Genomic DNA, 14,214 nt, shown 5'->3' with positions numbered 1-14,214 from the left:
TGGGTTTCTCCTGTCGGGTGTGGTTGTCGTGCGGGATCGGGTGGGGGACCGTCCGGTCAGGAACGGCCGAACATCAGCCCATAGTTGTTGGCGGGCATGAGAAGCTTTTCCGTCAGCTTCAGCGCATGATTGCGGGCCGCGGTTTCCAGATCGGCGATGTCCTTCAGGCCCCACTCATCGACGCCGGCCGACTGGACCATGGCGTCGAACTCCTGGTTCGAGTCGGTGAGGTACTGGCCATGATCCTTGAAGGGCCCGTAGACAAACAGAAAACCATCCTTGTGCAGCAGCTCCGCCGCGCATTTCATCATGCCGTCGGCCACCGCGATGGGTGCCACCTGGAAGATGTTGATGACGAAAATCACGTCATACAGGCGCGTTGCCGGACTGGGCCAGGTGTCCTCCCGGGCCAGGTCCAGCAGGATCGGCTTGTCGACGTTCTCGACCTCCTTTTCCCAGCTGACGCGGGCGATGTTCTCCAGCGCATGCTCGTTGAGGTCCGACGGCTGGAACCTCAGGTGCGGGAAATGCGGCGCGAAATAGTTGATGTGCATGCCGCTGCCGCTGGCGAACTCCAGCACGTCGCCGGCCTGCTCGGGAAAGCGTTGCCGGAACACGTCCAGGATCGGATCGCGGTTGCGGTGTCCGGCCCAGGATACGTAGGGGCTCAAGGGATGCGGATCAAGTGGCGGCTTCGGTCGGGTCATGTATCTCCTCCGGGAATGGCTTGTTGTTCTGGTGGTCCCCGCAGGGACGCAAGCAGCCGATACACATTTCGGACCAGCCGGGGCCCCACCGCTGGGCGCATGCGAATCAAGGGCTTGCAGAATCACCTCCCGCGCGATGCATGAAGTTTCACTTCACCATGAGAAGATGGGTTTCCCTTCCTGCCCTCGCAGGCTGACCCGATGGACACTCACGCCTTCTCGCACCTGACACCGATCGGTTTCCTGCAAACCTTCGTGCTGGAACTCATGCAGCTGTGCGAGGCCAGCGTGGGCAGCCAAGCCGAGGACATCATCGAGCGGATCGCGCAGAGCGCCAGCCGCTTTTTCGAGGAAGCCTACCGGGAGGAACACGGCCTCGCCGGAACGCTGTCGCAGGAGCGCTACGCCGACCTCATCATCGGCCTGAAGAACCACATCGGCGGACATTTCGCACCGGTATCGGTGGATGCCGGGCGTATCGAGGTCGTCAGCAGCCGCTGTCCCTTCGGCGACGGCGTGCGGCATTCGCCGGAGCTGTGCCGCATGACGTCCAGCGTCTTCGGCGGCATCGCGGCCCGGAATTTCGGCTATGCCCGCGTCGAGCTGCGCGAGCGCATCGCCCTGGGCCATCCGCGATGCTCGGTGGTCATCCACCTGGAGCCGGCCGCGGCACTGGCGCATGAAGGCATCGATTATCGTGGTCAGGACAAGGCGGCCTGGCGGGGGCCGGAAGCCGTTACCTTGCAGAGCCGGATCGACGAGCGCCTGCATGCGCTCTGGTGCCAGGCCAAGCCATGCCGAGGTGACCCCGAGGAGCTGGACCGTCCCATCCTGATCGCCGAATCGGCCGCCATGAAGGGCGTGCTCGGCGCCGTCGAAACCCTGGCGCCGACGCCCGCCACCGTGCTGATCGAGGGTGCGACCGGCGTCGGCAAGGAACTGGTGGCCCGGGCGATCCATGCCATGAGCGACCGCAGCGGCAAACCCTTCATCGCCGTCAACTGCGGCGCCATTCCGGAAAGCCTGGTGGAAAGCGTCCTGTTCGGACATGAGAAAGGCGCCTTCACCGGCGCCATCGAGGTTCACCGCGGCTATTTCGAGCGGGCCGACGGCGGCACGCTGTTCCTGGACGAGATCGATGCCCTGTCGCCCGCCGTTCAGGTCCGGCTGCTGCGGGTACTGCAGGAGGGCGAGCTGGAGCGCGTCGGCGGACAGCGCAACCTGTCGCTGGACGTGCGGATCGTGGCGGCCACCAACGCCGGGCTGGCGCAGGCCGTGCAACGGGGCGCCTTCCGGCAGGACCTGTTCTATCGCATCAACGTCGTCACGCTCTTCATCCCGCGGCTCTCGGAACGGCAGGAGGACATTCCCCGCCTGGTCGATCTGATCCTGCGGCGGCTGTCCCAGCGTTACCGCAAGCCGATCCTGGGGGTGACGCCGCAGCTGATGCAACAGCTGCTGGCCCACGACTGGCCGGGCAACGTCAGGGAACTGGAAAACACGCTCGAACGGGCCGTGCTGTTCGCCACGGCGCCCTGGCTGGATCGCGTCGAGTTCAGCTCGCCGACGCCCGCCGCCCCCCAGCCGTCAGCGGGCGACAGCCGGCAGAACTGGCTGGCCCAGGCCGAGAGGGATTACCTGGACCAGGAACTGCGGCGGTGCCGGGGTGACGTCGGGCAGCTCGCCGGACGCTTGGGCATCAGCCGGCGGGCCGCCTACATGAAGCTCAAGAAGCACAGCCTCAATCCTTCGCGCTACCGACCCGAACGTACCACCTGAACCGGCATCGGTTCAGGCAGAACCCGGGCCGTGCCGGCGACAACCGCGGCAGCCGTCCGATCAGGGCCAGTACCGGGCTGAAGGCCGCCGGCAAGCCGGCGGGGAATGTCAGAAAGACACGTTGCGGTCGCGCTCCGCCACCGCGGCGATGTAGTCCGGCATGCCCTTGATGCTGGCACCGGCAACCAGATCGGCATCCGTGATCTGCCGGGCGACGGCGCAGGCGCCGCAAACCCAGATCGGGATGCCGGCGGCCTGGACTGCGGCCAGCAGGTCCCCGAGCGGCGGCAGGTTGACGCCCACCACATGATCGGCCGTCCCCTGGCGCCCCAGGGTCACGGCCTCGTTCCAGAGCCACAGCACGACATCGTGGCCCTGCTCCTTGGTGACCTTAGCGGCGATGAACGGCAGCGTGGCCATGGTGGGATCGTCCGTGCCCCGGCTACCGGTGATGATGAATGAACGCATGTGTCCTCCTTTGGTTTACCCGGTGTCGAATGGAAAGGGCCGCATGACCCGGAACCGGCGAGGGTCACCCGGCTCAGTGTCCGCCATGGTCCCCTGCCGCCGTGTCGTGCTGCATGAGTGTCCGCCAGTGTCCGCGCAGGGTGTCCAGGTCGAAACCGGACTCCGTCAGCCGCAGGCCGCGATCGGTCATCAGCAGCCCCATCAGTAGCACAAGAATGCCCGACACGCGCAGCATCTCGTGCAGCAGGCGCTGCGACAGCAGGTGGGCGAAAACCCCGAAGCCCAGCAGCGGACCCAGCGTGCCCAGGCCAAAGAACATCAGCAGCAGGGCGCCTTCCCGGGGACTGCCGGTGCCGGCCGCGAGAATGTACATGGCCTGCAGCGGACCGCAGCCCAGCAGGAAGCCGTTGAGGAGCCCGATCACCCATGGCCGGGGCTGGGCGCGCATGCCGGTCTGGACGCCACGCATGACCGCCTTGGGAAACGCCCAGTTCAGCCATGCCGGCCCGGCGCACCAGCCCAGGAGGCGCAGGCCGTACAGCACCAGATAGAGCCCGGCGGCAATGGCCAGGGCCCCGCGCAGGAACGCCGTGAGGGTAAACAGGGCGCCCAGCGCGCCGAAAACGGCGCCCAGGGTCGCGTAGGAAAGGGTCTTGCCGCCGCCATATGCCAGATGGCGCAAGGCCAGATCGCCCCGGTAGCGGCTGGCGGGCGCCGCGTAGGAGACGACGAAACTGCCGCACATGCCGATGCAATGGAAACCGGTGAGAAAACCGACCAGCAGGATCATCGCGTAGCCGACATCCGGGCTGTGCATCTGCGCCATCAGGCCGGGCATCAGGCTCTTGCCCCAGAAGACAATGCCCCCGACCGCCAGGAGCAGCAGCAGGGTGACGATACCCCTGCCGAACGGTCGCCAGCCAGGATGGACCCCGGGCAGCGGAGCGGCATCCAGGACCACGTTGTAGCCGGCGTCCTCGATGGCGGCGATGACCTGGCTGAGCCGGACCCTGGTTTCGTCGAAGCGGACCCGCACCAGGCCGCTGGCCTGATCCGCCTCGGCGGTCAGCACGCCCGGCAGCGACGTCAGGGCGGACTCGACGGCCACCTCGCAACCGGCGCAGTGCATGCCGGCCAGCCGGAGACATTCCTCGCGATGGGCCACGATCTACCTCCGCAGGAGAGACAGGGTCATGCGCTGGACGGCAGGACGGGAGACTCGGTGCCGGTAGCGGACCGGACCTGTGCCCTGATTCGTCAGGACGAGCCGAACAGCGATTCCGCCGCTTTCTGGGCGGTGAGGTTGCGTTGGAAGTCCCGCAGAATATTCGGATCGTAGAAGCATTCGTTGCGGGTACAGAATTTTGGCCGCAGGCCAAACGTACGCTGCTGGGTGTGACGTTTGAGCTCGCTGCGGCTGATCCCGATCAGCCGACTGGCTTCCTGCTCGTTCAGCAGTTCAGGTCTTTGCATTCAACTCTCCAGTTTGGGTAAGGGCCCGGTTCCGGGCTTCCAGGAAGGCGCGCAAGTCGCGGACAACGAATTGGCGCTTCATCTTCGGGGCGACGCTCCGTAGCCCGAATGATTTGCTCAGGGCCCAGTGCTCCAGTTGGGTTTTGCTGAAACCGAGGAGCTCGCAGGCCGTGTCGATACCGATGACCGCGTCGTCATCGAGATGATTAAGATACTCGGGCAACATTCCAGTTCAATCGTTATGGCGCTGGCACGGCCGGATCGTCGCCGACGGCGGGGTTTCGGAACCGGCAGGAAGGCAGATAGTGGCACAGAAGCGGGTGAATGTGAAAACCTCATGTTCCGGCCCGAATCGGTCCTTCACCTATCTGGCATCCGCATCGCGGTTTTGCAAGGTGCGATAGGTATTCATGCCGCCGCTCGGCACCCTGCCCCGGATGCCGTGCTGCCGGAGTATACGCAAGGCACGGGAAGCGCGCAGGCGGACCCCGCAGACGCGCCAGATCTCGCGGCCGCGGGGGAATCCTGCCAGCTGCTGCCGCCGGCCATCATGGCCGCCATGTTGACCGGACCCTTCGCGGCGCCGTATGGCGGCGCGCAACAAGGCCCGGCCGCCCCGCGATCAAACACCGTGACGCCCATCTGCAGCACCATGGTGATGACATTGATGCGCCGCGCCACATCCGCCTCCCGCCACCGCCTGGACGCCGGGGATGCGGCCAGCGGTTTTCGAGAACAGCCGCTACAGTCGACATGGGCCGCTATCTTCGCATCCAGCCCCGGCAGGCCATGGACAGCAGGGAGGTCGATGCCTGGCAGCGGCGGCCGGACGGGCTCGGCCCCGGTGGCAAGTACCAGGGCGTCATGGGCCACCTCGCATGCCGCGCCGCCAATGGCGAGGATGCGTGGGCGGGGCAGCACGTTCCTGCGCGACCAGAACCGGCTGGCTTTCAGTCGTGGGCGTTTGCGGCCCGCTCGCAGGGCGCATCGATGCCATGGGTATCGGTATCGCAGACCGATTCCAGCCACATGGCCTTGATGACGGCGAAGGTCGCCGTAAAACCGACGCCCAGTATCCAGGTGAAGCACCACATGCGCATGCCTCCTGTTTTCAGTTAAAGGATATGCGAGTCGTCCGGAACCGTTTTCTCGGTGATGCCGCCCCGGATGACGCAACAAACCCAGCGGCCATGCAGCGGCATGATTGGCAGGAAAACCACGCTGATTCCGGAGGGTCAGCCGGCTGGAACCGGGATCGCTGGTCGAGAACAGCAGGAAGGGGGACATAGCCCGAAGCCTGCCGCACGGGCGAGGAACGCATCCCGGACCGGCATGACGGCAATCTCGGGCCGGTCCAGCGCCCACCGGGCCGCCACTTCAGGAACAGGGCGCCGTGCAAGGTCATCAGCCTTCCACGACGGCCGTCGCTCCGGGCCGGACAACGGGGTTTGACAGACCATGGCCCCCGGCCGACCATACGTCCCGAATTGGGTGCGGCAGAGCCGCCCTGCCCGCCTGGACCTTGCCGGAGCCCGCATGGCTGCTCGTGAAATCTGCTCTCGGTACTTTCCAGCCTTCCCGGCTGCCGAGGATGGCGCGATGCGCGTGCCGATCATGCCGCCCCAGCGGCCGCGCGATGCTTCTGTGCCGGGTGCAAACCCACCAGCCCTGCACCCTCACAACCTCCTGCCTGTCCGGCGCCAACGATTACCCGGGCTCGGCATCACCGAAACACCGGTGACCGCGCAGGCCATCCCTGCTGAGGATTTCCATCAGGCGCCGAGGCAATCGCGCTGCTTTCGCACCTTCATCTTCAAGGGTCCAGCGGCGTGCCTGTCCGGTGTTGTCGGCCGCATGCTGGCCCGCACGCTGCTGGAGCGCGCGGCCGAGGGCAAGGTCGGGGACGCCCCGGCAGGATCTGCTGATCGCGATCGGCAGCGCCCGGGAAGTCGTGTCGCGGCATTTGAAGCGCTGGGAAAATCGTCATTGGGTCGGACTGAGGCGGGGCATGGTGGAACTGCTTGATCCTGCCGCCCTCCGGCGTCTGGCGAGCCGGGACAGCTGACAGCCACGGGCCGGGAGCACCCTGCCGGCAGGCGGACCGCTTCCCTCGCGAGGAGATCAGAGTCTATAATTAAATTCTGATATTTATGAGATCGACGGCTCCATGTTCTCTGCGAATGTCCTTCCCCCGTCCTCCGCGCCGCCGGGGCGCCTGCCGACATGAGTAACCGGCGCCAGTCCGTCGCGGGCAGCTGTCTGCTGGCCGCCCTGATCCTCGGCTTTGCCGGCGCGCCCAGCGAGGGCCGGGCCGCCGCGGCCAGGGCGCATGCCTCGCCAACACTCAGCCTGGCCGACGCCATCGATCTCGCCTTCGCCCAGAATCCCGATCTCAAGGCCGCAGAGGCCCGCATCGGTCAGGCTGAATCGCGCGTGGCGGAAGTCGCCGCCGGCTTCTACCCCAAGGTCACGGCGCGGGTGGGCTACGACTACACCAGCAACCCGGCGCTGGCCTTCTCGTACATCGTCGCCCAGCGGCGCTTCAGCGCCAATCCCGCCGACTTCGATGGCCAGATCAACAACCCGGGCTGGGTCGAGAACTTCCGCCCCGAGGTCATCGGCAGCATCAACCTGTATCGCGGCGGCCAGGACGACTACCTGAAGAAGGCCGCGGAACTGGGCGTCGCCGCCACCGAGCTGGAGCATGCCGCCGTGCGCAACCGCCTGGCGGCGGCGGTCACCTCGGCCTATTACGCCGTGCTTTCAGCACCCAGGCAGATGGCGGTGGCCCAGCGCTCGGTCGCCACCGTGGAGCAGGAAATGGAAATGACCCGCGCACGGGTGAACGAGGGCGTCGCGCTGCGCGCCGATGTGCTGTCGCTGGAAGTGCGCGCCAAGGCGGCACGGGAAAACGAATTGCAGGCGCGCAATGCCATCAACCTGTCGCGCTCGGCGCTCAAGACCCTGATCGGCGAATCGAAGAACGAACTGCCGGCACTGCGCGAAACCGAACTGCCGCTGCCGCAGCTCAAGGACAACCTGCTGAAGACATTCGACCTGGCCCTGAGCCAGCGCCCGGAAATGCAGGCCGCCGCCCATCAGGTGCAGATCCGCCAGCACGAACTCGATGCCGCCAACGGCGCCAACCTGCCGCGCATCAATGCCTATGCCGCCTACGGCTCCAACAGCCGCACCCTGGATCCGTCCACCTACAAGGACAACGCCAGCATCGGCATCAACGCCGAATACGACCTGTTCGCCGGCGGGGCCATCCAGGCCCGCATCTCGGCGGCCGAGCGCCGGCTGGTCGAGGCCCAGGCGGTGGAGGAGAAAATCCGGCTGGACATCGAGAACGAGGTGCGTCAGGCCTATTCCACCCTGGAACAGGCGCTGGAACGCGTGGCGGTGGCGGAAGCCGGCGCCACCTCGGCGGAGGAAGCCCTGCGGCTGGTCAACGAGCAGTATCACGGCGGCACGGCCACCGTCACGCGCTATCTCGAGGCCGAAACGGATCGGGCGGCGGCAACGCTGCGGGCGATCGTGGCTCGTTTCGAAGCCCAGGTCGCCGAGGCGCAACTCCAGCAGGCGGTAGGGCACTGGCGATGAGTGCAGGTATCCAGCTGATCCAGAAGACCGGCGACAGCCCGCTGGCCTTCACCTGCCCGGCATTGCCGGCGCTGTCCTTCGCCGCCCATCGTTCCGGCCCGCCGGAGAGCGCAACCGAGCCAGGCAACCCGCCGCAAACGCCCCGACACTGAATTAGGCCATCGCATGTCGCACGCCCAGCAAACCTCGCCCCGAACCACCCTGCTCCGCATCCTCGCCACGACGATCGGTATGGTCCTGCTGCTGATGTGGCTGGAAGGCGCCTTCGAGCACAAGGCCAGCCCCGGCATCGCCGGGGCGGTGGCCGGGGAGCAGCCGGCCGGCGGCCAGCTGGTGCGGGTGGAACGCCGCGACACCGAGGCCCTGTTCAGCTGGCCGGCAACGGTCGCGGCGCTGAAGGTGATCCAGATCGCCCCGAAGGTGCCGGGCCGTATCCTCGAGATCACGGCGCATACCGGCCAGCCGGTCAGGCGCGGCCAGGTTCTGGTCCGGCTGGATCCGACCGAGACCCAGGCCCGGCTGGCGCAGGCCCGCAGCGGCCTGGTCGCGGCCGAGGCCAGCGCCACCCGCTCACGCGCCGACGCCACCCGGCTGCAGAATCTCTACCAGCGCGAGGCCGCCACCCGGCAGGCGCTCGACGCCGCGCTGGCGGTCGCCAAGGCCGAACAGGCCCAGGTCGAGCAGGCCCGCCAGGTCATCCGCGAGATCGAATCGCATCTGGGCGAGACCGTCCTGCAGGCGCCCTACGACGGCGTTGTCGAACGCCGCCATCAGGAACCCGGCGACATGGCCCTGCCCGGCATGCCGGTCCTCACACTGCTGCAGGCCGATACCCTGCGTGTCGAGGCGCACGTGCCGTCGACCTGCGCCCCCTTCCTGGCGATCGGCAAGCCCCTTGGCGTCCGGCTCGGCAACCCGCCGCGCGAGCTGCGGGCCATCCTCGACGAGATCGAGCCTTCCAGCGACCCGGACACCCGCACCGTGCTGGCCAAGGCCCGGCTGCCGGCCGGCTCGGACGCGCAGCCGGGCGCCTTCGCCTGGCTGCAACAGGCCTGCGGCCGTGAATCGGTCCTGCTGGCGCCGGCCGCCGCCGTGACGCGCATCGGTCAGCTGGAAAGCGTGCGGCTGGTGGTCGACGGCAAGCAGCGGCTGCGCCATGTCCGTACCGGCAAGCGCCACGGCGATGCCGTGGAAATCCTGTCCGGGCTGAACGAGGGCGACGCCATCCTGGTCGCGGGTGAGCACCGATGAGCGGCATCGCCCAGCCACCCGAGCGCGGGCTGACCTCCCGCATCGTCGAGCTGTTCATCACCTCCAAGCTCTCGCTGCTGCTGCTGATCGCCAGTTTCCTGGCGGGTTTCGCCGCGCTGGTGCTGACCCCGCGCGAGGAAGAACCGCAGATCGTCGTGCCGGTGGCGGACATTCTCGTCGTGGCACCCGGCGCCTCCGCCGAGGAAGTGGAAAAACTGGTGGCGACGCCGCTGGAATCCATGCTGCGGGAAGTCGACGGCGTCGAGTACGTCTACTCGACCTCGCAGGAAAACCAGGCCCTGGTGACGGTGCGCTTCTTCGTCGGCGAGGACAGGGAGGACAGCCTGGTCAAGGTCTGGAACAAGCTGATGTCCAATCAGGACCGCATCCCGCCGGTGGTGGCCAACTGGAGCGTCAAACCGGTCGAGATCGACGACGTGCCCATCGTCACCCTGACGCTGTCCGCCAGCGATCCTGCCTATGATGGCGCCGCGCTGCGCCGCCTGGCCGACGAGATGAAGGACAAGCTGGCCCTGGTCGAGGACGCCGGCCGCATCGTCGTCACCGGCGGCGAACCGCGGCGCGTGCAGGTCTATCCCGACCCGGCCCGGCTGGCGGCGCATGGTCTGACCCTGACCGACCTGCTGCAGGCGCTGCAGGCCGCCAACGTCAACATCCAGGCCGGCCGCTTCGAGCAGGCCAACCGCAGCGTCCGGCTGGACGCCGGCCCCGCCTTCACCCGCGTCGAGGACGTGGCCGGCACGCCGGTCCGCAGCCGGGACGGGCGGCTGGTCTACCTGCGCGACGTCGCCCGTATCGAGGACGGCCCCGCCGAGGTCCAGCGCTACACCCGCATCGGCTTCGGCCAGGCAGCGGCCGAGAGCAGGACCGTGCAGGCCGGGGACGGTGGCGAACAGGCGGAGGTCACCCCACCGCGGCCGGGCGAGCTGCGCCAGGCGGTCACCATCGGCATCGCCAAGCGCAAGGGCGCCAATGCCGTGGCCGTCGCCGCGCAGGTCATCGAGACCGCCCGCGCATTGCGCGGGGACATCATCCCCGAGGAGGTCACCGTCACGGTCACCCGCGACAACGGCGAGACCGCCAACCACAAGGTCAACGAGCTGGTGAAGCATCTGCTGATCGCCATCGTCACCATCGTCATCCTGCTGGCCTTCGCCCTGGGCCCCAAGGAAGCCTTCATCGTCGCGCTGGCGGTGCCGATGACCCTGGGCGTGACCCTGCTCTGTGACCTGATCTTCGGCTACACCATCAACCGCGTGACCCTGTTTGCGCTGATCCTGTCGCTGGGCCTGCTGGTCGACGATCCCATCGTCGACGTCGAGAACATCTTCCGCCACTTCAAGCTGCGCCGGGAGCCGCCGCTGGAAGCGGCGCTGACCGCCATCGACGAGGTGCGGCCGCCGACCATCTTCGCCACCTTCACCGTCATCGTGTCGTTCCTGCCGATGTTCTACATCACCGGCATGATGGGTCCCTACATGGCGCCGATGGCCTTCAACGTGCCGGTCGCGATGCTGATGTCGCTGCTGGTCGCCTTTACCGTCACGCCCTGGGCCACCTTCCACCTGCTCAAGCACGAGTGGGGCAAGGGCGAGCTGGAGGACCCCCGCGCCTCCGGACTGTGGCGGTTCTACGACTGCACCCTGCGCCCGCTGCTGGAAGCGCCGAATGCCGCGCGCGTCTTCCTGCTGCTGGTGCTGGTGGCCTTCGTCGCCTCCGCGCTGCTGGCGGTGTACCGCATCGTGCCGCTGAAGCTGCTGCCCTACGACAACAAGAACGAGTTGCAGCTGGTCATCGACCTGCCGCGCGGCACCACCCTGGAAAACACCGACGCCGTGGCGCGGGAACTGGGCAACTACCTCGCCCGGATCAACGAGGTGACCGATTTCGAAACCTACGTCGGCGACAACTCGCCAATGGACTTCAACGGCATGGTGCGGCACTACTACCAGCGCCAGGCGCCGCACCAGGCCGACATCCGCCTCAACCTGCTGCCCAAGGAACGCCGCGAGCATCAGTCCCACGAGATCGCCCTGCGCATCCGCCCCGACATCGAGCGCATCGCCAGGGCGCACGGCGCCAACGTCAAGATCGTCGAGAGTCCGCCCGGACCGCCGGTGCTGTCGACCTTCGTCGCCGAGGTCTACGGGCCGCTGGACGCGGACAATACCGCACTGGCCAAGGTCACCGAGCAGGTGCGCGCGGAGGTGACCGGCATCCGCGGCGTGGTCGACGTCGACGATTATGTCGACGAGCCACAGACCGTCGTCCATTTCCGGCTCGACCGGCAGCAGGCGGCCCTGCACGGGGTAACCGTGGCCGAGGTGACCCGTACCCTGCGCACGGCCCTGGCCGGGGAAAGCGCCGGCATCGTCCATGCTACCGGCGAACGCCAGCCACTGGATATCCACATCCGCCTGCCACGGGAACAGCGGTCGTCCCTGGCCGATCTGGAAACCCTGCGCGTGCGCGGCGGCGACGGATCGCTGATCCCGCTGGGCGAGATCGGCACCGCCACCGAGGAACCGGCCAACCTCACCATCTACCACAAGAACCTGCGGCGCCTGAACTACGTCATTGCCGAAATGGTCGGCCGCGAGCCGGTGGAAGCGGTGCTGGACTGGGGTGACATCCGCGAGCGGCAGCCGCTGCCGGATGGCTACAGCGTCGACCTGGCCGGCGAGGGCGAATGGAAGATCACCGTCGACGTGTTCCGCGATCTCGGGCTGGCCTTCGGCGCGGCGCTGCTGATGATCTACGTGCTGCTGGTGGCGCAGACCGGCTCGCTGGGCATGCCGCTGATCATCATGGTGGCGATTCCGCTGACCGTGATCGGCATCATGCCCGGCTTCTGGCTGCTGAACGCGCTGTTCACCGAACCGGTGGCGGGTTACGACAACCCGATCCTGTTCACGGCGACGGCCATGATCGGCATGATCGCCCTGGCCGGCATCGTGGTGCGCAACTCCATCATCCTCATCGATTTCATCCAGCGACTGCGCGAGCAGGGCGCGCCGCTGATCGAGGCCCTGATCGAGGCCGGCGCCACCCGCATGCGGCCCATCTTCCTGACCGCCGGCGCGGCGCTGTTCGGATCCTTCATCATCACCCTGGACCCGATCTTCTCGGGACTGGCCTGGAGTTTCATCTTCGGCATCTTCGCCTCGACGGCGTTCTCGCTGTACGTCGTGCCCGTGGTGTACTTCCTGCTGAACCGCGGCAAGGCCGCACCCACTTCCTGACCGCACCGGAGACCCTCCATGACCACCGACCGCATCGTCCGCATCGTCGCCGGCTTCTTCGTCCTGCTCTCGCTGAGCCTGGGCGTCGAGGCCAGCCCCCTGTTCCACAGCCCCAACTGGCTCTGGTTCACCGCCTTCGTCGGGGCCAACCTGCTGCAGAGCGGCTTCACCCGGTTCTGCCCGCTGGAGCTGATACTGAAGAAACTGGGCGCCAAGTCCGGCGGCGAAGCCAGCCCCTGCCACTGATCCATAACAACACCAAGCACTCTCGCCATCACAACCACCGAGGAGTTCATCATGGCCAAAATCGTCATCGTCGGCGCCGGCATCGGCGGCATCCCCATGGCCTTCGAAATGAAGGAAAACGCCCGCAAACAGGACGAGGTCGTCGTCATCGCCGATACGCCCACCTTCCACTTCGTACCCTCCAACCCCTGGGTGGCGGTCAACTGGCGCAAGCCGGACGACATCAAGGTCGAGCTGGCGCCGGTGTTCGAGAAGAAGGGCATCGGCTTCATCCAGGCCAAGGTCACCCGCTTCAAGCCCGCCGAAAACCGGGTCGAGCTGGCCGATGGCACCCTGGTCGACTACGACTTCCTGATCATCGCCACCGGCCCCAAGCTGGCCTTCGATGAGGTGCCGGGGCTTGGCCCCGACGGCCACACCCAATCGGTCTGCCATGTCGACCACGCCGGCGAATCCGGCAGGTTCTGGGACGACTTCGTCAAGGATCCCGGCCCCATCATCATCGGCGCGGTCCAGGGCGCCTCCTGCTTCGGCCCGGCCTACGAATACCTGTTCATCGCCGAGACCGACCTGCGCCGGCGCAAGATCCGCGACAAGGTGAAAATGACCTATGTCACCTCCGAGCCCTACATCGGGCACCTGGGGCTGGGGGGCGTCGGCGATACCAAGGGTCTGCTGGAGAGCGAGCTGCGCGAGAAGCACATCAACTGGATCTGCAACGCCAAGGTCGACAGGATCGAGGCCGGCATAATGCACGTGACCGAGTTCGACGAGAACGGCCAGGAAAAGAAGAAGCATGAACTGCCGTTCAAGCACAGCATGATGCTGCCGGCCTTCAAGGGCGTCGACGGTCTCATGGGCATCGAGGGACTGGTCAACCCGCGCGGCTTCGTCATCGTCGACGAACACCAGCGCAACCCCACCTTCAAGAATGTCTACTCGGTCGGCGTCTGCATCGCCATCCCGCCGCTGGAGCAGACCCCGGTACCGACCGGCACACCAAAGACCGGCTACATGATCGAGTCGATGGTGACCGCCACGGCGCACAACATACGGGCCGAGCTGGACGGCAAGGAACCGGCCGAGAAAGGCACCTGGAACGCGCTGTGCCTGGCCGATTTCGGCGATTCCGGCGTCGCCTTCCTGGCCATGCCGCAGATCCCGCCGCGCAACGTGCAGTGGGCCTCGCAGGGCCGCTGGGTGCACTGGGCCAAGATCGCCTACGAAAAGTACTTCATCCGCAAGGTCCGCAAGGGCATCAGCGAGCCCACCTACGAGCGCCTGACCCTCAAGGCCATGGGCGTCATGCGGCTGAAGAAGAACTGACAGCCGTTTCCGGTGGCGGCCAAACCCTGCCTTGAGCGGGGCCGGCCGTCTGCGATGACATCGGCCTGACTTTCGCCCGTCAGGCAGGATGCCAA

Annotated in this window: 14 protein-coding genes; 8 read left to right on the top strand and 6 right to left on the bottom strand. The window is 66.9% G+C overall.

Going from position 1 to position 14,214, the window contains the following annotated elements:
* Positions 1-56: 56 nt before the first annotated feature.
* Entirely contained in the window at positions 57-707 is a 651-nt protein-coding gene (locus ACYQ1H_RS14425; RefSeq protein ID WP_460028746.1) for a DUF938 domain-containing protein, read from the bottom strand.
* A 201-nt stretch (positions 708-908) separates the two neighbouring features.
* On the opposite strand from ACYQ1H_RS14425, the gene ACYQ1H_RS14420 reads away from it, so the two are divergent.
* A complete protein-coding gene (locus ACYQ1H_RS14420) occupies positions 909-2,486 on the top strand; it encodes a sigma 54-interacting transcriptional regulator (protein ID WP_460028745.1) in 1,578 nt (525 codons plus the stop codon).
* Positions 2,487-2,594: 108 nt separating this feature from the next.
* On the opposite strand, the gene ACYQ1H_RS14415 is transcribed toward ACYQ1H_RS14420, so the two are convergent.
* The 5 genes from ACYQ1H_RS14415 to cydX form a co-directional block, all read right to left on the bottom strand.
* The gene (locus ACYQ1H_RS14415) at positions 2,595-2,954 is read right to left on the bottom strand and encodes a DsrE family protein (RefSeq protein WP_460028744.1); all 360 of its coding nucleotides are present in this window, start codon (positions 2,952-2,954) and stop codon (positions 2,595-2,597) included.
* A gap of 73 nt (positions 2,955-3,027) precedes the next feature.
* On the bottom strand, positions 3,028-4,119 hold the full coding sequence (locus tag ACYQ1H_RS14410) for an urease accessory protein UreH domain-containing protein (RefSeq protein WP_460028743.1): 1,092 nt from the start codon (positions 4,117-4,119) through the stop codon (positions 3,028-3,030).
* A 92-nt stretch (positions 4,120-4,211) separates the two neighbouring features.
* Complete coding sequence (locus ACYQ1H_RS14405) at positions 4,212-4,427, bottom strand: hypothetical protein (RefSeq protein ID WP_460028742.1); 216 nt, start codon at positions 4,425-4,427, stop codon at positions 4,212-4,214.
* Positions 4,414-4,653: a hypothetical protein gene (locus tag ACYQ1H_RS14400; protein ID WP_460028741.1), complete on the bottom strand. Its 240-nt coding sequence runs from the start codon at positions 4,651-4,653 to the stop codon at positions 4,414-4,416. The genes ACYQ1H_RS14405 and ACYQ1H_RS14400 overlap by 14 nt, the downstream gene beginning before the upstream one ends.
* 724 nt (positions 4,654-5,377) lie before the next feature.
* Positions 5,378-5,521: a cytochrome bd-I oxidase subunit CydX gene (cydX, locus tag ACYQ1H_RS14395; protein WP_460028740.1), complete on the bottom strand. Its 144-nt coding sequence runs from the start codon at positions 5,519-5,521 to the stop codon at positions 5,378-5,380.
* A 746-nt stretch (positions 5,522-6,267) separates the two neighbouring features.
* On the opposite strand from cydX, the gene ACYQ1H_RS14390 reads away from it, so the two are divergent.
* From ACYQ1H_RS14390 to ACYQ1H_RS14360, 7 genes are all read left to right on the top strand, one after another.
* Positions 6,268-6,492, top strand: a complete 225-nt coding sequence (locus ACYQ1H_RS14390) for a helix-turn-helix domain-containing protein (protein WP_460028739.1) — start codon at positions 6,268-6,270, stop codon at positions 6,490-6,492.
* 158 nt (positions 6,493-6,650) lie between these two features.
* Entirely contained in the window at positions 6,651-8,033 is a 1,383-nt protein-coding gene (locus tag ACYQ1H_RS14385; RefSeq protein WP_460028738.1) for a TolC family protein, read from the top strand.
* On the top strand, positions 8,030-8,185 hold the full coding sequence (locus tag ACYQ1H_RS14380) for a hypothetical protein (protein WP_460028737.1): 156 nt from the start codon (positions 8,030-8,032) through the stop codon (positions 8,183-8,185). Before ACYQ1H_RS14385 ends, ACYQ1H_RS14380 begins: the two co-directional genes overlap by 4 nt.
* A 13-nt stretch (positions 8,186-8,198) precedes the next feature.
* Positions 8,199-9,284: an efflux RND transporter periplasmic adaptor subunit gene (locus ACYQ1H_RS14375; RefSeq protein ID WP_460028736.1), complete on the top strand. Its 1,086-nt coding sequence runs from the start codon at positions 8,199-8,201 to the stop codon at positions 9,282-9,284.
* Positions 9,281-12,547, top strand: coding sequence for an efflux RND transporter permease subunit (locus ACYQ1H_RS14370; protein ID WP_460028735.1), 3,267 nt, complete (start codon positions 9,281-9,283; stop codon positions 12,545-12,547). Before ACYQ1H_RS14375 ends, ACYQ1H_RS14370 begins: the two co-directional genes overlap by 4 nt.
* Positions 12,548-12,565: 18 nt before the next feature.
* Complete coding sequence (locus tag ACYQ1H_RS14365) at positions 12,566-12,793, top strand: YgaP family membrane protein (protein WP_460028734.1); 228 nt, start codon at positions 12,566-12,568, stop codon at positions 12,791-12,793.
* Between the two features lie 51 nt (positions 12,794-12,844).
* Positions 12,845-14,119, top strand: a complete 1,275-nt coding sequence (locus ACYQ1H_RS14360) for an NAD(P)/FAD-dependent oxidoreductase (protein WP_460028733.1) — start codon at positions 12,845-12,847, stop codon at positions 14,117-14,119.
* Positions 14,120-14,214: the final 95 nt, after the last annotated feature.

It is taken from the genome of Methyloparacoccus murrellii, assembly GCF_054657115.1.
Note: the sequence above shows the minus strand (reverse complement) of the source record. Positions and strands in the feature narration are given on the sequence as shown.